This is a genomic window from Roseibacterium elongatum DSM 19469 (assembly GCF_000590925.1).
Taxonomy (GTDB): Bacteria; Pseudomonadota; Alphaproteobacteria; order Rhodobacterales; family Rhodobacteraceae; genus Roseibacterium; species Roseibacterium elongatum.
The window spans coordinates 95,095-113,586 of record NZ_CP004372.1 but is presented as its reverse complement, the minus strand read 5'-3'; the positions used below and the strand labels follow the sequence as shown (position 1 = coordinate 113,586).

Below are 18,492 nucleotides of genomic sequence, written 5' to 3'. Positions count from 1 at the left end.
TGACACGGCACCACTATGCTGTGCCCCGCGTCGTGCTATGTATCAACCGAAAGTCGCTGCGGCTCATGGATGAACGCGGATAACCGGAATGGGGGATCGAATGAAACGCATGGCATGTGCCGCCTTGTTGGCGATCGGCCCCTGCATGGCTACCGCGCAGACGGACTTCTCCTTGTCCTTCTGGGCCGGGTTGGGCGGACGGGTCGCGCCCGAATATTTCGGCTCGGATGACTATGCCATCGGTCCCAGCGGGGGCTTTGCCTTCGATCACCTGCGGATCGGCGACCTTGAATTCGGCGATCCCGATCCCGATGCCGTAACCTATGGGTGGCGTCCCCGCGGGTCGTTCCGCCTTGTCGGGGCGCGCAACGCGGATGATTTCGACGAACTTGCCGGACTGGACGATATAGACCTCAGCGTCGAGTTGGGCGGCGGTGTCGGCTATCAGGCCGAGTCCTTCATGGCCTTTGCCGACATACGCTATGGCGTCATCGGGCACGAAAGCTGGGTGGGCGAACTGGGGATCGACGCGATCCTGCGCCCCACGCAGGATCTGACCGTGACCGCGGGGCCGCGCATGCTGTGGGGGTCCGAGGATTATGCCGCCACCTATTTTGGCGTGACGGGGGCCGAGGCACTGACCTCGGGCATCGCAGCCTATGCCCCGGGCGAGGGGGTGGTCAGCTATGGGCTGGAACTTGGGGCGCGGTACACCCTGTCCGAGGATTGGAGCCTCGACGGCACGGTCAGTTGGACGCGCCTGACCGGCGATGCCGGCCGACTCGCCCCTGGTGCAGTCCGAAGACGCCTTTGGGGTCTCGCTGGTGCTGATGCGCCGCTTCTCGTTAGGGCGATAGCCCCATCGGGCCTTGTGCCCGTTGCAGGAAAACGTGGTGCGGGCGGGGGGACTCGAACCCCCACGGCACGATGGCCCACGGATTTTAAGTCCGATATGTCTACCAATTCCATCACGCCCGCACGGGCCATGGGCTAGCCGCTCGCGCGCCGGAAGACAATCGTATCGAACCGTCTTTTGGAGTGGCGGCTGCGCGCATTGACTGGGACAGCGCGCGCAGCCTTGGGACGTGACAAACAGCCAGTCACATGCCGGCTGTTGGGGCCGGCACGTGCCGCAACCATGCCGTTTAACGGTGAACAAATCGTTAAGATCTTCAATTTTCCAGTTTGCGGCAGATCAAGGCGCGCGCCATTCAAGTGCGGCAATTTGGCAAAGAACGCGCAACCCTATGTTGTTTACGGGAGCTCGCCATGCCGCGAGGGGTGAAAGATCTGGTGACCGTGTCGCCACCGACCTTTGATCGCTGTTCCTTTCAGCGGATCGACCGCATGCTGGCCGCCCCCCATGCGCCCTATGATCGCGCCTGGCTGATGGCGCGGTTTTCCGAAGGTCTCGAAATCCGAATGTTGCGCGAACCGCTCAACGGGTTCGTCATGTTCCAACCGGGGCGTCTGTCGTGGCGTCCGATCGACGGGGCCGCGCGCGCCGTGGTTGTCCATGATCTGCGCGTCGCACCGGGGCCCGAGGCCGTCGCCGGGGCCCGCAGTCTTTGGGCGGCGGTCGAACGGTTCGCGACCTACTACGGGTATGCCGCCGTGCTGGCCATGACCGGTCGCGACGAGGGGCTGGTCGCGCCCGAGCTTGCCCCCGGCCGCGGGTGGCTGACGCTCGATACCGGGCCGGACGAGGTGCGCCTGTGGGGTCGGGTTCTGCACGGGCGCTGTCGCTGCCGTCGTTGCCGCGCGACTGGCGGGCGCGGGCCGCGTTGATCGGGCCGGGCGCCGTGATCCAGACCAGTGGCGAAAGCGCCGGCCTCGAGCGGCGCACGGACCGTCTGATCGCCGAAGGGGCCGCGCGCGGGTTGCACATCCGGCATCAGCGCCTGTCCGACCCCGAAGAGGCGCGCCACCGCGCGGTCTGGCCCTCTGCGATGTTCTCGGTCGTGCGGGACGGGTGCCGTTTGGGCGGCGCGGAAATGCCGGATGTGGCGATCCTGGCCGCCCTTGGGGCAAGGGCCTAGGCGCCGGCGTAGTGGCACAGGGCATGTACGGCCATGCCCATATCCTCCAGCCTTTTGCGGCCGCCGATCTCGGGCAGATCGACGACAAAGGCGCAGCCGACGACCTCGGCCCCCAGCCGTTCGATCAGTTTGATCCCCGCTTCGGCCGTGCCGCCCGTTGCCAGCAGGTCGTCCACCAGCAGCACCTTGTCGCCCGGTTTCAGCGCATCGTCATGGATTTCGACCGTGGCGCTTCCGTATTCCAGTTCATACTCCTGTTCGATGGTCGCCGCGGGCAGCTTGCCCTTCTTGCGGATCGGGACAAACCCTTTCGACAGTTGGTGGGCCACCGCGCCCCCTAGGATGAAACCCCGCGCCTCGAGGCCGGCCACCATGTCGATGCGTTGTCCGACGAACGGGGCCAGCAACTGATCGACCGCAAGGCGAAACCCGCGCGGGTCCTGAAACAGGGTGGTCACGTCGCGAAACATGATCCCTTCGTGCGGGAAATCGGGGATGGTGCGGATGTAATCCTGCAGCACCTTGGTATCGAGCATGTTGCCAAACCTTTTGCTGGGTGCGGTCAGAGCCGCGGATAGTGCCGGCGTAGCGCGGCGGCATCCTGGCCGCGCAGCCGAACGGTGGAATTGCCATTCTCGGCAAAGATCGAATCCTCGTAAGCGGGCGAGGCGATATCGGTAATGAGTCCGAGCGCCTGGACGACCTCTTCCAGGACGACCGAGGCGATTTCGCGTCGCCGGATGTCAGCCGAGATCGCGATCGCGGCGGCCGTGATCTCCTCTCCGCGCGAGCGCAGGGCGACCCGCCCGATATAGAGGTCGGTGCCATCCAGTTCGGGAACCCCCGTGCCCGAAATGCGCCCACCCTGCGGCGTTGCCACGAGGTAGATCGGCACGTCGAAGGGCGGCTCGTAGGCGCGTTCGAGAAACAGATGTGCGCCGGCGCCGTTGATCTCGGCGATGGCGTCGTCCAGTGCCGCATCGACGAGGTCAAACCGATAATCGACAAACGCGGCGCTGATCTGCGCGAGGCCGACCCGCAACGACAAGCGCCGGTGCGCAGGCCAGCGGATGAACGGTTTGGCGCAGTCCCCGCCGGGCGGCGCGGCGCAGGCGACAAGGCGATAAAAGGCTTCGTCCGACAGGGGGCCGCGCACGCTGAGGTATTCCTGTGCCGCCACCGGGCGCGGGACAAGCGCGGCAAAGCCGAGCAGGATCAGGAACAACCGCCACATGACCCCTGTGATGGCAAGTGGTCGGGGCGGGATCAAGGCGACGGGTGGGCGCAAGTCGCCCGGGTGTGGCGATCGGGTGTCGGTCGCGCTCAGGCACGGCGGAGCGTGGCGGTCAGCAGGCCCATACCGATCAGGGTGGCGCCGCCCGCCCGCGTCAGCCAGGCGATCGCCGCGGGGCGCACGAGGTGGCGCCGCAGCGTGTCCGCCAACAGCGCATAGGCCAGCGCGTTCAGGGTGGCCAGTGTCACGAAACTGGCGATCAGGATGCCGAATTGCGGCAGAAGCGGTGCCGCCGGGTCGATGAATTGCGGCACGAAGGCGATGAAGAAGGCGATGGATTTGGGGTTGAGTGCCGTGACGGCTGCCGCGTGGCCAAAGGTCTGTCGCGCCGTCGCCAGGCCGGTTTCGGGCAGATGAACCGCGCCCGCGCGGGCGGAACGGATCAGCTTGACCCCCAGCCAGACCAGATAGATCGCGCCGATCCATTTCAGAATGGTGAACACCGTTGCCGAGGCCAGCACCAACGCCCCCAGCCCGGCCAGCGACGCGGTCATGGCGACAAGATCGCCAAGCGCCACCCCAGCCGCGGTCGAGACGGCGACCCGCCGCCCCTGGCTCAGCGCGTAGGACAGCACAAGCAAGATGGTCGGCCCCGGAATGATCAGCAGGACAAAGGACGCGGCAAGGAAGGTCAGCCATGTTTCCAGCGGCATGGGCCGGTCCTAGCCCAGAACGCGGCCGGCCACGGCCGACAGCTTTTCGATCATCGCGGGATCGCGTTTTTCGGGCGCGGTCAGGATCGCATGCTCCAGCGCGCGGTCGCATCCATGGGGGCAGGGCGCGCGCTCGGGCCCCAGCAGGGCGGGCAGGCGGGCGACCAGCGCGCGGGCCTTGTCGGCGTTGCCGGTCAGGGTGGCGATGATGTCCGAGATATCCACCGCCCCGTGATCGGGGTGCCAGCTGTCGTAATCGGTGATCATCGCGACCGAGGCGTAACACAGCTCGGCCTCGCGGGCGAGTTTGGCCTCGGGCATGTTGGTCATGCCGATCACGTCGCAGCCCCAGGCGTCGCGATACAGTTTCGATTCCGCCATCGACGAGAATTGCGGCCCTTCCATCGCCAGATAGGTGCCGCCGTCATGCACCTTGATGCCTTCGGCGCGGGCGGCCTCGAGACAGGCTTGCGACAGGCGCGGGCAGGTCGGGTGGGCGACCGAGACATGGGCCACGAGGCCGGTTCCGAAAAAGCTCTTCTCGCGGGCAAAGGTGCGGTCGATGAACTGATCCACGATGACGAAATCGCCAGGCGCCATCTCCTCGCGGAACGATCCGCAGGCCGATACACTGATGACATCCGTGACGCCAAGGCGTTTGAGCGCGTCGATATTGGCGCGGTAGGGCACGGTCGAGGGCGAATGCACATGGCCGCGCCCATGCCGCGGCAGAAACGCCATTTCGACCCCGCCCAGTCGGCCGGTCAGGATCTGGTCCGAAGGGGCGCCGAACGGGCTGTCGATATCGACCCAAGCCGCGTCTTGCAGACCGTCAATCTCGTAAACGCCCGATCCGCCGATCACCCCGATCTTGGTGCCCATGCCATCCGTCTCCTGTGCTGGATTGTCGATGCAAGCAGAACCACCAGATGCCGTCACATGCAAGACCGCTCAAGTTGACAGTCCGCGTGTCAGTTTCTTCTGGCAATCCGAAATCATTTCATGCGAAATGATGAGATATCCGGTGAAAGGGAAACGCGATGCAGGCCCGGATCGTCATGTATTCAAGCAGTGGTCACACGCGCGCGCTTGCGCGCCTTCTGGCAAAGGCGACCGGGGCGGAGATCTCGGAGGTGATTTGCCCCCGTTACGACGGCCCCTTCGGGTGGCTGCGCGCCCAAAGCGATGCGGTGCGCGGCATCTTGCCCGACATCTCGGTGCGTCCGGCAATCGGCGCTGCCGATCTGCTGATCGTGGGCGGGCCGATCTGGCGGGGCTGTCTTGCGCCGCCACTTCGCCGATTGCTCTCGGCGCCCGATCGTCTGCCGCCGGTGGCGGGTGTCTTCATGACATGTCGGCGGTTGGGCGCCATGGCGTGCCTCGAGACCGATCTGGCGCGTCTGGACGGCGCGCTGACCCCCGCGGTCCTGTGCCTGGGCGCGGGCGATATCCCCTCGGCATCGCCAGATGCCGCCGGCGGCAGCCGGATTTCCGGCTTTCTGGACAGGCTTGCCCCGCTGCTGAAGCGGCCGGCCGTACGGCCCATCATTCCGGCCGACATCACCCTGTAGGGGCCGCCCCGCGCCGCGATCCGGCTGGACCCGATGCCGCGGATGGCCTACGCCCTTTTGCACCAGGGCAGAGGGGGGGACGCGATGCGGGACAGTGTGACGCGCAGCTTCGGAGAGTGGGACGTGATCGTGGTCGGGGCGGGCTCGGCCGGGTGCGTTCTGGCCAATCGGGTGTCAGCCGATCCGCGCTTGCGTGTGCTCTTGCTCGAGGCCGGGGGGCATGACAACCACCCTTGGGTGCATGTGCCGGTCGGATACCTCTATGCGATGGGCGATCCGCGCCTGGATTGGTGCCTGAAAACCGAGGCCGAGCCGGGCCTGAACGGGCGGGCGCTGGCCTATCCGCGCGGCAAGGTGCTGGGCGGATGTTCGTCGATCAACGGCATGATCTACATGCGGGACAGGCGCGAGATTATGACCTGTGGCGTCAGATGGGCAATGTCGGATGGGGCTGGGACGACGTTCTGCCCTATTTCAAACGCTCCGAGGGGCATCACGGCGGCGGGGATGCGGCCCATGGCGTCACGGGCGAACTGCGCGTCGAAAAACAGCGGTTGAGTTGGCCCGTTCTGGACGCGGTCATCGACGCCGCGCAGGAACTGGGCATCCCCCGGACCGACGATTTCAATCGCGGCGACAACGAGGGGGCCGGCTATTTCGAGGTCAACCAGCGTCGGGGATGGCGGTGGAACGCGCGCAAGGCATTTCTCGATCCCGCGCGGCATCGCGACAATCTGCGCATCGTGACCGGGGCCGAGGTGGACAGCCTGACGCTCGCATCGGGGCGGGTGACCGGCGTGGCCTTTCGCCAGGAAGGGCAGGTCTTCCATGCACGGGCGCGGGGCGAGGTCGTCCTGTCGGCCGGCGCCATCGGGACACCCAAGATCCTCGAATTGTCGGGGATCGGGCGGGGGGACCTGCTGCAATCGCTGGGGATCGATGTGGCGCTTGATGCGCCCGGTGTCGGAGAAAACCTGGCCGATCACCTGCAGATCCGCACGATCTATCGGATCGAGGGCGCGCAGACCCTCAACGATCACTACGCGACGGTAATGGGCAAGCTGAAAATCGGGCTGGATTACGCGCTGCGCCGACGCGGGCCGCTGGCCATGGCGCCGTCGCAATTCGGCATCTTCACGCGCTCCTCGCCCGAGCATGACACCCCGAATATCGAGTATCACGTCCAACCGCTGTCGCTCGAGGCGTTCGGCCAGCCGCTGCATTCGTTTCCGGCCCTGACCGTGTCGGTCTGCAATCTGCGCCCCGACAGCCGGGGCAGCGTGCATGTCACCGGCCCGGACCCGGCCAAGGCACCGGCGATCCGGCCAAATTACCTGTCGGCCGCCACCGATCAGCGGGTGGCGGTGGACTCGATCCGCCATGCCCGGCGGCTGATGGCAACCGCGGCCATGGCGCGGTTCCACCCCGTCGAGATCAAGCCCGGGCCCGAGATCGATGGCGAAGAGATGCTGTTGACGGCGGCGGGCGATATCTCGACGACGATCTTCCACCCGGTCTCGACGGCGCGCATGGGCGTGGACGACGCCGCGGTGGTGGGGCCAGACCTGCGGCTGAAGGGCATGGACGGCCTGTCGATCGCGGATGCCTCGGTGATGCCGACGATTACCAGCGGCAACACCCATGCGCCGGTGACGATGATCGCGGAAAAGGCCAGCGACATGATCCTGGACCGTCTGCGCGAGCGGTGACGGGGGTCAGTGCCCTTCCTCGGCGCCCCAGCGCGTGACCCGGCCGGTGATGCCCGCCCAGTTCCCCGTGCCCAGCACGCGCGCCGGGTTGGTGGGCGGCGGCATCTCGACCCCGTCCAACTGCCGGAACCCGAACCGGGAATAGTACGGCGCATCGCCCACCAAGAGGATGCGGGGCCATGACAGGTCCGTGGCCCGTTCGACCCCCTCGCGGATCAGCAAGCCGCCCAGCCCCTCGCCCTGTCGCGTCGGGTGTACGGCCACCGGCCCCAGCAACAGCGCCTCGGCGCGCCCGACGCGCACCGGCCAGAACCGGATCGCGCCGCCGAGAATGCCATCGGGATCGCGCGCCACGAGGCAGAGCGCATGGACAGGCGCGATGCCGTCGCGCAGGCGGTAGCTCGACAAGGCCTCGCGACCGGGGGCGAAACACAGGTCATAGAGCGCTTCGACCTCCCACCGGTCATCGGCGGTTTCGCGGGACAACGCATACATCTGTCGGAAAAAGCCCTCTTGCCTCTGGCCCCGGCCCTAGCACGGCGCTACCCCTTTGCCAAACATGCGAAGGGAGACGCAGCAAGATGTTCTATCGCCCCGAGGACGGCCACGGCCTGCCACACAACCCGTTCAATGCGATCGTCACGCCTCGGCCCATCGGCTGGATTTCCACACGCGGCGCGGACGGGTCGGAAAACCTGGCGCCCTATTCGTTCTTCAATGCCGTAGCCTATGTGCCGCCGCAGGTGATGTTCGCCTCGACCTCGGCCAAGGATGATCGCGGCGACACCAAGGACAGCGTCGCCAATATCCGCGATACGGGGGTGTTCTGCGTCAATGTGGTGGAATACGCGATGCGCGACGTGATGAACCAGACCTCGGGGCCCTGGCCCAGGGAAACCGACGAGTTCGATCTGGCCGGGATAACGCGGGAGGCGTGCGAAACCATCCCCTGTTCGCGGGTGGCCGCGGCGCCGGCCAATCTGGAATGCCGGCTGACGCAGATCGTGAAACTGGAAGGCGCGGCCAATTTTGCCGTCTTCGGCGAGGTGGTTGGCGTGCATCTGCGCGACGATTGCCTGAAAGACGGGATGTTCGATGTTTTGTCGTTCAATCCACTGACGCGCCTGGGGTATCGCGATTACTCGGTCGTGCGCGAGGTGTTCAGCCTCAAGCGTCCGGGCGAGTAAGGGGCGGGGCCCATAAAGGCGGGGGGCATTCCGCCAGTGACCCCGCGCAGGCAGGCCTGCGCGGGGTCACACGCCGGACCCGGCAGGCTGCGCCTGCGGCCGGGCCATCCACACCCGGCTGCCAGGGCGTCACTGACGGCGCAGCCAGGCCATCACGGCAGGCCGTACCGATTGGCAGCCTTCGGCGCGGGCCTCGTTGATGATGCTGCGCGCCTCGCGCAGATCGACGCGGCGCAGCAGGGATTTGACCGGCCCGATCGACGCCGGGCGCATCGATAGCGTGCGCAGACCCATGGCGGCAAAGCAGACCGCCTCGAGCGGGCGGCCCGCATCCTCGCCGCAGAAACTGAGCGAGGTGCCGGTCTCCGAGCAGCGATGCACGATCTGCTCCAGAAAGGTCAGGAAGGAGACGTTCAGCGTGTCGTAGCGCTTGCGCACGCGCTCGTTTTCGCGGTCGGCGGCGAAGAAGAACTGCTTGAGATCATTGCCGCCGATCGAGATGAAATCGGCCATCTCGAAGAACTGGCGCGGCGCGAAGGCAAGGCTGGGGGTTTCCAGCATCGCGCCGATTTCCAGCGTTTCCGGCAGGGCACGGCCCAGGGCCGCCTCGCGGTCGATTTCGCGCAACAGGTGATCGCGGGCGGCGGTAAACTCCTCGAGCTGGGCGATGAAGGGAAACATCACCGACAGCGGGCGGCCGTTCGCGGCCCGGATCAGCGCCTGCAGTTGCATCCGCATGACGCCCGGTTTGTCCAACCCCACCCGGATCGCGCGCCAGCCCAGGGCGGGGTTCGGCTCTTCGGTGGGTTTCATGTAGGGCAGCACCTTGTCCGACCCGATATCGAGGGTGCGGAACACCACGCGCTTGCCCTGGGCTGCATCCATGACACGCGCATAGAGCGCCGCCAGTTCGCCCCGGCGCGGCACCTTGTTTCGGGTCAGAAACTGCAATTCCGTGCGGAACAGGCCGACACCATCGGCCCCCGACGAGGGCAGCGAGGGCAGATCGGCCATCAGCCCGGCATTCATCTGAAGCGACACGACCGTACCACACAGGCTTTCGGCGGGCTTGTCGCGGATCGAGGCATAGCGCTCCTGCGCTTCGGCCTGCATTGCCAGCTTGTCGCGGAACGCCTCGGCCACGGCCTCTTCGGGGCGCAGATGGACGATGCCCTGATCGCCGTCCAGCATGATCGGGTCGCCGTTCAGCGCCTCGGTGGTGATGCGGCTGGCGTGGATGACCAGCGGGATCGCCAGCGCCCGCGCCACGATGGCGGCGTGGCTGCCGACCGAGCCCTCCTCGAGCACGACGCCCTTGAGGCGCCGGCCGTAGTCGAGCAATTCCGCAGGCCCGATATTGCGCGCCACGAGGATCGGATCGGGCGGCAATTCGGCGCCGGTATCCTTGCCCTGCCCGGTCAGCAGGCGCAGCAGCCGGTTCGACAGGTCGTCGAGGTCATGCAAGCGCTCGCGCAGATAGGCGTCGGGCAGGGTCTCCATCCGCGCGCGGGCGGTCGATTGCTCCTTTTCGACGGCGGCCTCGGCCGACAGGCCACGCTGGATGTCCTCTTCCATGCGGCGCATCCAGCCGCGCGAGCGGGCGAACATGCGGTAGGCTTCCAGCACCTCGCGCTGCTCGGTATCCGATCCGGGCGCGCGGGTCAGCATCTCGTCCACGTCGAGGCGCAACTGCGCCACGGCGGCGCGCAGGCGCTCGGACTCGGTATCGGGGTCGTCGGCGACGGGGCGGGTGACGACGACGCGCGGCTCGTGCAGCCAGACATGGCCCATCGCGGTGCCTTCCTGCGCCACCGAGCCCCGCAACAGGACCTGTTGCTGATGGCGCGCGCGCATCGCGGCGCCTTCGCCGATAAAGGCGCCCAGTTCGGTCATCTCGGCGATCACCATGGCGACCACTTCGAGGGCATAGACCTCGTCGCCCGAAAACTCGCGCGCTTCCTTCGACTGCACCACCAGAACGCCCAGGCGCTCGCCCAACCGCTGGATCGGCACGCCAAGGAACGAGGAATAGGCCTCTTCCCCGGTTTCCGGCATGTAGCGAAAGCCACGTTCGGCCGGGGCGTTGGCGGTGTTGACCGGCCGGGCCTGTCGGGCAACCCGGCCAACCAGCCCTTCGCCGATGCGCATGCGGGTGACATGTACCGCCTCGGGCGCGAGGCCCTGGGTGGCGCAAAGCTCCAGCGTGTCGGAATCGCGCAACAGGTAGATCGAGCACACCTCGGACCCCATCGAATCCGCGATCAGGTGCGTGATGCGATCCAGCCGTTCCTGTCCGGCGGCCGCGTCGGCCATCACGGCCTGCAGCCGTGACAGCAGCTTGCGACTTTCACTTTCGGATTGCTCGACCATCGCCCTCATGCCCTCTGGCGCCGTGTTTCCGGCTGCCACAGATCAAAGTCCTACCTTGCGAGGACAGGGGCGCGCAACGAAAGATGGGTTAACGCCGGGTCCGGCCTGTCACTCGGCCAAGGCCCGCATTTCCGCGATCAGGTCGGATTTCCCCTCGAACCCGATGCCGGGCAGGTCGGGCATGGTGATATGGCCGTCGATCACCTGCACCCCGTCGGGGAACCCGCCATAGGGCTGGAACAGATCGGGGTAGCTTTCATTGCCGCCAAGGCCCAGACCGGCGGCAATGTTCAGCGACATCTGATGCCCGCCATGGGGGATGCAGCGCCGCCGCGACCAGCCCAGTTGATCCAGCACCGCCAGCGTGCGGCGGTATTCGACCAGCCCGTAAGACAGGGCGCAGTCGAATTGCAGCCAGTCGCGATCGGGTCGCATGCCGCCATAGCGCAGCAGGTTGCGCGCATCCTGGTGGCTGAACAGGTTCTCGCCCGTGGCCATCGGGCCGGGGTAGAATTCGGACAGCGCGGCCTGAAGCTGGTAGTCCAGCGGGTCACCGACCTCTTCGTACCAGAACAGCGGATAGTCGCGCAGCATCTTGGCATAGGCGATGCCGGTTTCCAGATCGAAGCGGCCATTGGCATCTACGGCCAGTTGCGCGTCAGGGCCGATCTCGTCCAGCACGGCCTCGATCCGGCGACGATCCTCGTCGATGGGGGCGCCGCCGATCTTCATCTTGACGACGGTATAGCCACGTTCGAGGTAGCTGCGCATCTCGGTGCGCAACTGCGTGTCGTCCTTGCCGGGGTAGTAGTAGCCGCCCGCCGCATAGACGAACACGCGCGGTTCTGGCGCGCGGCCTTCGCTGTCGGCCAACAGGTGAAACAACGGTTTTTCCGCGATCTTGGCCACCGCATCCCAGACCGCCATGTCGATCGTGCCCACCGCGACCGAGCGTTCGCCATGCCCGCCCGGTTTCTCGTTCGTCATCATCGCAGCCCAGACCTTTTCGGGGTCGATCAGGCCGGCCTCGTCCAGCAGGCTATCGGGATCGGCGGACAGCACCCGGTCGCGGAACCGCTCGCGGATCAGCCCCCCTTGCCCGTAGCGCCCGTTCGAGTTGAACCCATAGCCAACGACCCGCCGCCCGTCGCGGACCTGATCGGTCACCACGGCCACCAGGCTGGCCGTCATCTTGGAAAAGTCGATATAGGCGTTGCGAATGGGCGAGGCGATCGGTTTCGTCACCTCGCAGATATCGATGATGCGCATGGGTGCGCCCCCCTGTCCCCGTCCCCTGGTCGCAGCCGTCAGGGTGGGCTTTGCGGCTGTGGTGTCAAGGCCCGCAAACCATTGGACCGTCGGGCGTGGCCATGTGCCCTGTCAGGCGGCCTTGTCCAGTTCGAACGCATCATGGAGCGCCTGAACGGCCAGTTCCATGTATTTGCGATCGATCAGCACCGAGACCTTGATCTCGGATGTGGTGATGACCTTGATGTTGATGCCCTCGTCGCGCAGCGTCTTGAACATCTTGGCGGCGACACCCGCATGGCTGCGCATGCCGATGCCCACGATCGAGACCTTGGCGACTTCGGTATCGGCGATCAGCTCGGCAAAGCCGATCTCGTTGGCCTCACGTGCCGCGGCAAGGGCCTTTTCGGCACGCTTCACCTCGTTGACCGGGCAGGAAAAGGTCATGTCGGTCGTGCCCGCATCCGAGATGTTCTGCACGATCATGTCCACGTTCACGCCGGCATCGGCCAGCGGGCCAAAGATCGCGGCGGCGATGCCGGGCCGGTCCTCGACATGGGTCAGCGTCAGCTTGGCTTCCTCGCGGGAATAGGCGACCCCGGCCACGACATTGCTTTCCACGATATCCTCCTCGGCACAGACCAGCGTGCCCGCTTCATCGCTGGGTTCCTCGAAACTCGACAGAACCCGCAGTTTGACATTGTAGCGCATGGCCAGTTCGACCGACCGTGTCTGCAGCACCTTGGCCCCGAGCGAAGCCAGTTCGAGCATCTCCTCGAACGCGATGCGGTCCAGCTTGCGCGCCTTGGCCGTGATGCGCGGATCGGTGGTGTAGACGCCGTCCACGTCGGTGTAGATATCGCAGCGCTCGGCCTCAAAGGCGGCGGCAAAGGCCACGGCCGTGGTATCGGACCCGCCGCGCCCCAACGTGGTGATGCGGCCCTCGGGGCTGATGCCCTGAAAGCCCGCCACGACGGCGACACGCATGCCCTCCGAGAACTTGGCCAGAATGTTGTCGCTGGGGATCTCTTCGATCCGGGCGCTGGCATGGGCGCTGGTTGTGCGCACCGGCACTTGCCAGCCCTGCCAACTGCGCGCCGGAACATCCATTTCCTGCAGGGTCAGCGCCATCAACCCGGCGGTCACGTTCTCGCCCGAGGACACGACGGCGTCATACTCGCGCGCATCGAACAGCGGCGAGGTTTCCTCGACATAGCCGACCAGCTTGTTCGTCTCGCCCGACATGGCGCTGACGATGACGATCACGTCATAGCCATTGGCCACCTCGCGGCCGATCCGCTTGGCGGCGCGATGGATGCGGTCGAGCGAACCCACGCTTGTGCCGCCGAACTTCATGACCAGAATGGGCATATGCGCGCCCCGTCCCTCTTTGTTACCGGGCGCCTCTTAGGCCGCTGGCCCCTTTGCCGCAAGGTGTTTGATGCCTTCGGCCCCGTCTTCTTGGCGGAAATACGTCCGGGGGGTCCGGGGGCAGCGCCCCCGACGGGTCGCCCCGTGCGGCACGCCGGGGCGATGCGTCCTCAATAGGGATGCGCCCTCCCGTCCCATGTCTCGAAACAGCCGGTCGTCTCCAGCGACAGTGCGTCGAACCGGTCGATCAGGCCCGTCACGCTGTCCTCCGGGCCGATCTCGGCGGCGTCCGTGCCCATGTCGGTCCGGACCCAGCCGGGGTGGTAGATGCCGACGGCGATGCCCCGCGGGCGCAGGTCTGTCGCCAGGTTCCGCCCGAGGTTCAGCGCCGCCGCCTTCGACGCGCGGTAGATGTAGCTGCCCCCCGGCGCCCGCGTATCCGATCCCATCTGGCTTGAGATGATGGCGATTTTCGGCGCGGCGGCCATGGACAGGTTGGGCAGGAGCGCCTGCACCGTCAGAAAGACCCCGGTGACGTTCACGGCAAAGACCTCGGCCCACATATCGGGCGGGTAGCCATGGTCGAGCGACTGGCCCTTGTCGGGGTAGATCCCGGCATTGCAGATCAGCGTATCGATGGCTTGGCCCTGCAGCCGCTCGGCCAGCGCCGCGACCGAGGCCGGGTCGCTCACATCGAGGGGCAGGCACCCATCGGCGGCGCGCGCCGTCGCGATGACGGTCTCGCCGCGCGCCACATAGCCATCGGTCAGCCCTTTGCCGATGCCCCGATTTGCGCCGGTGATCAGGATGGTCATGGCCGGTGTCTCCCTCTGGCTGTGCCGCGACCCTAGGCCCCGCCATCGGTGCCTTGCAAGCAGGGGGTGGCTCGATAGGGTGAGCGGGCAGAACACACTCCCCCGAGGCCCGCATGCAGTTTTCCCACTCCGACCTTCAGGCCGCCCACGCCCTTGTCACCACGCAGATGCAGCCGACCCCGCAATATGCGTGGCCGCAACTGGCCGCACGCTTCGGGGCCGAGGTCTGGATCAAGCACGAGAACCACACGCCGACCGGCTCGTTCAAGGTGCGCGGCGCGATCACCTTCATCGACTGGCTGCGGCGGACGCACCCGGATGTGCCGGGCATCTGCACCGCGACGCGCGGCAATCACGGTCAGGGGCAGGCGCGCGCCGCCGTCGCTGCCGGGCTGACCGCCAAGGTCTATGTCCCGCGCGGCAATTCGGTGGAAAAGAACGCGGCGATGCGGGCCTTCGGGGCCGAGGTGATCGAGTTCGGCGAAGATTTCGACACCGCCCGTGAAGAGGCCATCCACGTCGCCGAGGCCGAGGGCCTGTTCCTCGTGCCGCCCTTTCACCCCGAACTGGTGCGGGGGGTGGCGACCTACGGGTATGAGCTGTTCTCGGCCGTGCCCGACCTCGACACGATCTATGTGCCCATCGGCTGCGGCTCGGGCATCTGCGGCACGATCCTTGCGCGCGACGCGCTGGGTGCCAAGGCCGAGATCGTGGGCGTCGTCAGTGAAAACGCCCAGACCGCAAAATTGTCGGCCGAGGCGGGCGAATTGATCGCCACCGACAGCGCGCGCACCTTTGCCGATGGCATGGCGGTGCGCGTCCCCGTCGCCGAGGCGTTGGAGATCTACGGCCAAAAGGCCGCGCGCATCCTCACCGTGTCGGATGCCGAGGTGGCCGAGGCGATCCGCATCTATTATCGCGATACCCACAACCTTGCCGAAGGCGCAGGGGCGGCCCCACTGGTCGGATTGATGCAGGAACGCGCGGCGATGGCGGGCAAGAAGGTCGGCGTGATCCTGTGTGGTGGCAATATCGACACCGACTGGTTCCTGACCGTGATGCAAGGCGGGGTGCCCGAGGCCTGAGGGCGCCGGAAAAGCCGGCTTTTCCGACCGGTTTTCGCCGGCGAAAACGGCGCCTCAGGACAGATGGCGCGCGGCTTCTTTCGCGGCCCAGGGTTTCAGGCGCTCGCCATGAGCGTCCAGAAAGGCGCGGGCGCGCGCGGCGTCTTTTTTCGACAGCTCGCGCACCCACCATGCCACCGCTTTCTGGATGGACCACGCGGGGTCATCGGCATAGCCCGCGCACCATCCCAGGATGCGGTCACGGGCGGCCCGCTCCATCGGGGTCGGGTGGCGCAACTTGGTGAAGGGCAGGGTGAAGATCAGCGCGGCACGGCGCGTCCACAGGTCATCCGCGCGCGTCCAGCCCTCGATCTCGTCCAGCCGCGACGGGTCCGCCACGACGCGCTTGGCCCCGGCCTGCGCCACGGCATCGGCAATGGCCCAACTGTCGAACGCGGGCACGAAACCGGCAAGGCAGGCCCAGGCGGCGCTGTCATCGGGGCGAATGCGGGCCCTGCAGGAACAGCTTGGCCGCCGCGATCCGCGCCTCGTGGATGTTGCTGGCCCATAGTCCTTGGGCCAAGGCCACGCGCGCGGGCAGGGTGGTCGCCTTGCGCCACGCGATTGCCAGTTCGGCCACCCGTCCGTTTGACAGGCCCAGATAGGGGCGGTCGATCTTGTGATAGGCGTGCATCTGCGCGGCGCGCGCGGGGTTGGCTTCGGCCCTCAGCGTCGCCAATGCGGCCTCGGGCGTCACCTCGGGCGCTCCAACTGCCAATCGAGATGGCTGCGTATGGCGGGCCATTCGGGCGCGGTAATGGAATAGACGGCCGTGTCGCGCAGGGTGCCGTTCGGCATCCGCATATGCGCGCGCAAGATACCGTCGAGTTGCGCGCCAAGCCGTTCGATGGCGCGCCGCGACTGGGTGTTCAGGCGATGGGTGCGAAACTCGACCGCCGTGCATCTCCAGACCTCGAAGGCATGGGCCAGCATCAGACGCTTCGCCTCGGTGTTCAGCGGGCCGCGCTGCGCCGCGGGGGTGATCCAGGTCGAGCCGATTTCGACCCGTGGCAGGCCGGCGTCGATGTTCATGTAGGTGGTCATGCCAACGGGCCGCCCGGTGGCATCGAGCGTGGCAAAGGGCAGCATGCTGCCCGCAGCTTTCAGGGCCAGCCGACGGTCGATCTCGGCCGGCATCCCGTCGGGCGTCGGCACGCTGGTGTACCACAGCCGGTCCAGCCGACCTTCGGCCGAGGCGGCACCCAAGGCATCGGCATGGTCGCGGGAGAGCGGCACAAGCCGGACATGCCGGCCCGTCAGCGCCAGCGTGGCCGCGCCCGGCAAGCTCATTCCACCGTCACCGACTTGGCCAGGTTGCGGGGCTGGTCCACATCGGTGCCTTTGTGCAGGGCTGTATGATAGGCGATCAACTGTGCCGGCACGGCATAAAGCATGGGCGCAAAGATCGGGCTCGATCCGCGGTATGATCAGCGTTTGCCAGACGCCGTCCCCCGCGATCTCGGCCCCTTCGGCATCGGTGATCAGCCAGACGCGCCCATCACGGGCCAAGACCTCCTGCATGTTCGACACGGTCTTGTCGAACAGGGCGTCGCGCGGGGCCATGACGATCACCGGGACGGTCTTGTCCACAAGGGCGATGGGCCCGTGCTTGAGTTCGCCACTGGCATAGCCTTCGGCGTGTATGTAGCTGATTTCCTTCAGTTTCAGTGCACCCTCAAGCGCCAGCGGGAACATCGCGCCGCGCCCCAGGAACAGGACCGAGCGCGCCTCGGCCAGCTTGCCGGTCTGTTTCTGGATGCGCTCTTCGAGGGCGAGGGCCTGGTTCACCAGGCCGGGCACGGCGCGCAGGGTTGCCAACAGTTCGGTCTCGCGCGCGGCGTCGATGTGGCCGCGCTGTCGCGCCGCGAGGATGGCGAGATTGGCCAGAACGCCCAACTGGTTCATGAACGCCTTGGTCGACGCGACGCCAACCTCGACCCCGGCAAGGATCGGCAGCGCCAGGTCGCTTTCGCGTGCGATCGAGCTTTGCGGCACGTTGACGACGGATATGATCCGCGCGGCCTTGTCGCTGGCATAGCGCAACGCGGCGAGGGTATCGGCCGTTTCGCCCGACTGGCTGACGAACAGAGCCGTGGCGGCCTCGGACACCGGCGGCGCGCGGTAGCGGAACTCGCTTGCGATATCGACCTCGCAGGGCAGGCCGGCCAGTTGCTCGAACCAGTATTTCGCGACGAGGCAGGCATAGTTCGCCGTGCCGCAGGCCACCAGGATCAGGCGATCGGTCTGTGCGAAATCAAGGGCGTCCTCGGGCAGGGCCACACGGTCGCCCGGGGCGTAATGCGTCAGGCATTCGGCCAGGACCGTGGGTTGTTCGAAGATCTCCTTGGACATGAAATGTTTGTGCCCGGCCTTGTCGATCTGTGTCGCCTGAGCCGAGATGGTTTGTGCTTCGCGGTTGGCCAGGCGTCCCGCGGCATCGCGAATCTCGACCCCGGCGCGCGTGATGAACGCATAATCCCCCTCGTCGAGATAGGTGATCATATTGGTCAGGGGGGCCAGCGCGATGGCATCCGAGCCGACGAACATCTCGCCGTCGCCATGGCCGATGCACAAGGGGCTGCCCTTGCGCGCGGCGACGATCAGGTCATCCTCGCCATCGAAGAGAAAGGCCAGCGCGAAGGCGCCTTCGAGATGCTTGAGGGTCTCGGCCGCGGCGTCGCGGGGGGGCAGGCCCGCCTCCAGAAACGACTCGCAGAGCTGCGCTACCGTTTCGGTGTCGGTTTCGGATTCGAACACGCGATCCTTCAACCGCATGCGCAGATCGCGGTAATTCTCGATGATCCCGTTATGGACCACCGCCACGCGGCCGGCGCGATGCGGGTGGGCATTGGCCACGGTCGGCGTTCCATGCGTGGCCCAGCGTGTGTGCCCGATACCCGCCTTGCCGGCCAGCGCATCGTGTACCAGCAAATCCGAAAGATTGTTCAGTTTCCCCACCGCGCGCCGCCGATCCAGGGTGCCGTTCTGCACCGTGGCGATGCCGGCGCTGTCGTAGCCCCGGTATTCAAGACGCTTCAACGCCTCGACGAGGATCGGCGCGACCTCGTGATCGCCCAGTACACCTATGATGCCGCACATGCGAAGTCCGTC

The 18,492-nt window shown here is 66.6% G+C and carries 18 protein-coding genes, 1 tRNA gene and 3 pseudogenes; 8 read left to right on the top strand and 14 right to left on the bottom strand.

Annotated features, from left to right (window positions below):
- Positions 1-88: 88 nt before the first annotated feature.
- Positions 89-715: pseudogene (locus tag ROSELON_RS17670) on the top strand (MipA/OmpV family protein); the annotation flags it as partial.
- A gap of 176 nt (positions 716-891) precedes the next feature.
- Here ROSELON_RS17670 and ROSELON_RS00550 read toward each other — a convergent pair.
- Positions 892-978: transfer RNA gene (locus ROSELON_RS00550), tRNA-Leu, on the bottom strand.
- Between the two features lie 303 nt (positions 979-1,281).
- Here ROSELON_RS00550 and ROSELON_RS17990 point away from each other — a divergent pair.
- Positions 1,282-1,788 (top strand): hypothetical protein, encoded by a 507-nt coding sequence (locus ROSELON_RS17990; RefSeq protein WP_025310518.1) that lies wholly within the window; start codon positions 1,282-1,284, stop codon positions 1,786-1,788.
- Between the two features lie 14 nt (positions 1,789-1,802).
- The gene (locus ROSELON_RS17985) at positions 1,803-2,039 is read left to right on the top strand and encodes a hypothetical protein (RefSeq protein WP_156945645.1); all 237 of its coding nucleotides are present in this window, start codon (positions 1,803-1,805) and stop codon (positions 2,037-2,039) included.
- On the opposite strand, the gene ROSELON_RS00535 is transcribed toward ROSELON_RS17985, so the two are convergent.
- The 4 genes from ROSELON_RS00535 to ROSELON_RS00520 form a co-directional block, all read right to left on the bottom strand.
- Entirely contained in the window at positions 2,036-2,575 is a 540-nt protein-coding gene (locus tag ROSELON_RS00535; protein WP_025310516.1) for an adenine phosphoribosyltransferase, read from the bottom strand. The genes ROSELON_RS17985 and ROSELON_RS00535 overlap by 4 nt on opposite strands.
- Before the next feature lie 26 nt (positions 2,576-2,601).
- Positions 2,602-3,273 (bottom strand): DUF2927 domain-containing protein, encoded by a 672-nt coding sequence (locus ROSELON_RS00530; RefSeq protein ID WP_025310515.1) that lies wholly within the window; start codon positions 3,271-3,273, stop codon positions 2,602-2,604.
- Positions 3,274-3,362: 89 nt separating this feature from the next.
- Entirely contained in the window at positions 3,363-3,986 is a 624-nt protein-coding gene (locus tag ROSELON_RS00525) for a LysE family translocator (RefSeq protein ID WP_025310514.1), read from the bottom strand.
- A 9-nt stretch (positions 3,987-3,995) separates the two neighbouring features.
- The gene (locus ROSELON_RS00520; protein ID WP_025310513.1) at positions 3,996-4,868 is read right to left on the bottom strand and encodes an S-methyl-5'-thioadenosine phosphorylase; all 873 of its coding nucleotides are present in this window, start codon (positions 4,866-4,868) and stop codon (positions 3,996-3,998) included.
- 158 nt (positions 4,869-5,026) lie between these two features.
- Here ROSELON_RS00520 and ROSELON_RS17190 point away from each other — a divergent pair, with 158 nt between their 5' ends.
- The 3 genes and pseudogenes from ROSELON_RS17190 (at position 5,027) to ROSELON_RS19140 (ending at position 7,266) form a co-directional block, all read left to right on the top strand.
- Complete coding sequence (locus ROSELON_RS17190; protein ID WP_025310512.1) at positions 5,027-5,557, top strand: flavodoxin family protein; 531 nt, start codon at positions 5,027-5,029, stop codon at positions 5,555-5,557.
- Positions 5,558-5,590: 33 nt separating this feature from the next.
- Positions 5,591-6,486: pseudogene (locus ROSELON_RS19145) on the top strand (GMC family oxidoreductase); the annotation flags it as partial.
- 123 nt (positions 6,487-6,609) lie between these two features.
- Positions 6,610-7,266, top strand: coding sequence for a GMC family oxidoreductase (locus ROSELON_RS19140; protein WP_407059676.1), 657 nt, complete (start codon positions 6,610-6,612; stop codon positions 7,264-7,266).
- A 6-nt stretch (positions 7,267-7,272) separates the two neighbouring features.
- Here the strand turns inward: ROSELON_RS19140 and ROSELON_RS00505 are convergent, their stop codons facing one another.
- Positions 7,273-7,761, bottom strand: a complete 489-nt coding sequence (locus tag ROSELON_RS00505) for a GNAT family N-acetyltransferase (RefSeq protein WP_025310511.1) — start codon at positions 7,759-7,761, stop codon at positions 7,273-7,275.
- A gap of 86 nt (positions 7,762-7,847) precedes the next feature.
- On the opposite strand from ROSELON_RS00505, the gene ROSELON_RS00500 reads away from it, so the two are divergent.
- Positions 7,848-8,453: a flavin reductase family protein gene (locus tag ROSELON_RS00500; RefSeq protein WP_025310510.1), complete on the top strand. Its 606-nt coding sequence runs from the start codon at positions 7,848-7,850 to the stop codon at positions 8,451-8,453.
- A gap of 129 nt (positions 8,454-8,582) precedes the next feature.
- Here ROSELON_RS00500 and ptsP read toward each other — a convergent pair whose 3' ends face one another.
- From ptsP to ROSELON_RS00480, 4 genes are all read right to left on the bottom strand, one after another.
- Positions 8,583-10,823: a phosphoenolpyruvate--protein phosphotransferase gene (gene ptsP, locus ROSELON_RS00495; RefSeq protein WP_025310509.1), complete on the bottom strand. Its 2,241-nt coding sequence runs from the start codon at positions 10,821-10,823 to the stop codon at positions 8,583-8,585.
- Positions 10,824-10,931: 108 nt separating this feature from the next.
- On the bottom strand, positions 10,932-12,092 hold the full coding sequence (locus tag ROSELON_RS00490; protein ID WP_025310508.1) for a mandelate racemase/muconate lactonizing enzyme family protein: 1,161 nt from the start codon (positions 12,090-12,092) through the stop codon (positions 10,932-10,934).
- Between the two features lie 111 nt (positions 12,093-12,203).
- On the bottom strand, positions 12,204-13,442 hold the full coding sequence (locus ROSELON_RS00485) for an aspartate kinase (RefSeq protein ID WP_025310507.1): 1,239 nt from the start codon (positions 13,440-13,442) through the stop codon (positions 12,204-12,206).
- Positions 13,443-13,612: 170 nt separating this feature from the next.
- Positions 13,613-14,257 carry an SDR family oxidoreductase gene (locus tag ROSELON_RS00480; RefSeq protein WP_025310506.1) on the bottom strand — a complete coding sequence of 215 codons (645 nt, stop codon included), beginning with the start codon at positions 14,255-14,257 and terminating at the stop codon, positions 13,613-13,615.
- Positions 14,258-14,370: 113 nt separating this feature from the next.
- Here ROSELON_RS00480 and ROSELON_RS00475 point away from each other — a divergent pair, with 113 nt between their 5' ends.
- A complete protein-coding gene (locus ROSELON_RS00475) occupies positions 14,371-15,342 on the top strand; it encodes a threonine dehydratase (protein WP_025310505.1) in 972 nt (323 codons plus the stop codon).
- Between the two features lie 54 nt (positions 15,343-15,396).
- Here ROSELON_RS00475 and ROSELON_RS18975 read toward each other — a convergent pair whose 3' ends face one another.
- From ROSELON_RS18975 to glmS, 4 genes and pseudogenes are all read right to left on the bottom strand, one after another.
- Positions 15,397-15,783, bottom strand: coding sequence for a DNA alkylation repair protein (locus ROSELON_RS18975; protein ID WP_342665310.1), 387 nt, complete (start codon positions 15,781-15,783; stop codon positions 15,397-15,399).
- Between the two features lie 31 nt (positions 15,784-15,814).
- Positions 15,815-16,099 carry a DNA alkylation repair protein gene (locus ROSELON_RS18970; protein WP_342665309.1) on the bottom strand — a complete coding sequence of 95 codons (285 nt, stop codon included), beginning with the start codon at positions 16,097-16,099 and terminating at the stop codon, positions 15,815-15,817.
- On the bottom strand, positions 16,075-16,671 hold the full coding sequence (locus ROSELON_RS00465) for a GNAT family N-acetyltransferase (protein ID WP_025310504.1): 597 nt from the start codon (positions 16,669-16,671) through the stop codon (positions 16,075-16,077). Before ROSELON_RS00465 ends, ROSELON_RS18970 begins: the two co-directional genes overlap by 25 nt.
- Positions 16,668-18,480 (bottom strand): annotated as a pseudogene (glmS, locus tag ROSELON_RS00460) (glutamine--fructose-6-phosphate transaminase (isomerizing)). Before glmS ends, ROSELON_RS00465 begins: the two are co-directional and overlap by 4 nt.
- Between the last annotated feature and the right edge of the window lie 12 nt (positions 18,481-18,492).

Bases quoted from the DNA above. Each gene is read 5' to 3' on its own strand.
- ROSELON_RS00535 (WP_025310516.1), bottom strand. From the start codon at position 2,575: ATGCTCGATACCAAGGTGCTGCAGGATTACATCCGCACCATCCCCGAT.
- ROSELON_RS00530 (WP_025310515.1), bottom strand. From the start codon at position 3,273: ATGTGGCGGTTGTTCCTGATCCTGCTCGGCTTTGCCGCGCTTGTCCCG.
- ROSELON_RS00525 (WP_025310514.1), bottom strand. From the start codon at position 3,986: ATGCCGCTGGAAACATGGCTGACCTTCCTTGCCGCGTCCTTTGTCCTG.
- ROSELON_RS00520 (WP_025310513.1), bottom strand. From the start codon at position 4,868: ATGGGCACCAAGATCGGGGTGATCGGCGGATCGGGCGTTTACGAGATT.
- ROSELON_RS17190 (WP_025310512.1), top strand. From the start codon at position 5,027: ATGCAGGCCCGGATCGTCATGTATTCAAGCAGTGGTCACACGCGCGCG.
- ROSELON_RS19140 (WP_407059676.1), top strand. From the start codon at position 6,610: ATGGGCAAGCTGAAAATCGGGCTGGATTACGCGCTGCGCCGACGCGGG.
- ROSELON_RS00505 (WP_025310511.1), bottom strand. From the start codon at position 7,761: ATGTATGCGTTGTCCCGCGAAACCGCCGATGACCGGTGGGAGGTCGAA.
- ROSELON_RS00500 (WP_025310510.1), top strand. From the start codon at position 7,848: ATGTTCTATCGCCCCGAGGACGGCCACGGCCTGCCACACAACCCGTTC.
- ptsP (WP_025310509.1), bottom strand. From the start codon at position 10,823: ATGGTCGAGCAATCCGAAAGTGAAAGTCGCAAGCTGCTGTCACGGCTG.
- ROSELON_RS00490 (WP_025310508.1), bottom strand. From the start codon at position 12,092: ATGCGCATCATCGATATCTGCGAGGTGACGAAACCGATCGCCTCGCCC.
- ROSELON_RS00485 (WP_025310507.1), bottom strand. From the start codon at position 13,442: ATGCCCATTCTGGTCATGAAGTTCGGCGGCACAAGCGTGGGTTCGCTC.
- ROSELON_RS00480 (WP_025310506.1), bottom strand. From the start codon at position 14,257: ATGACCATCCTGATCACCGGCGCAAATCGGGGCATCGGCAAAGGGCTG.
- ROSELON_RS00475 (WP_025310505.1), top strand. From the start codon at position 14,371: ATGCAGTTTTCCCACTCCGACCTTCAGGCCGCCCACGCCCTTGTCACC.
- ROSELON_RS00465 (WP_025310504.1), bottom strand. From the start codon at position 16,671: ATGAGCTTGCCGGGCGCGGCCACGCTGGCGCTGACGGGCCGGCATGTC.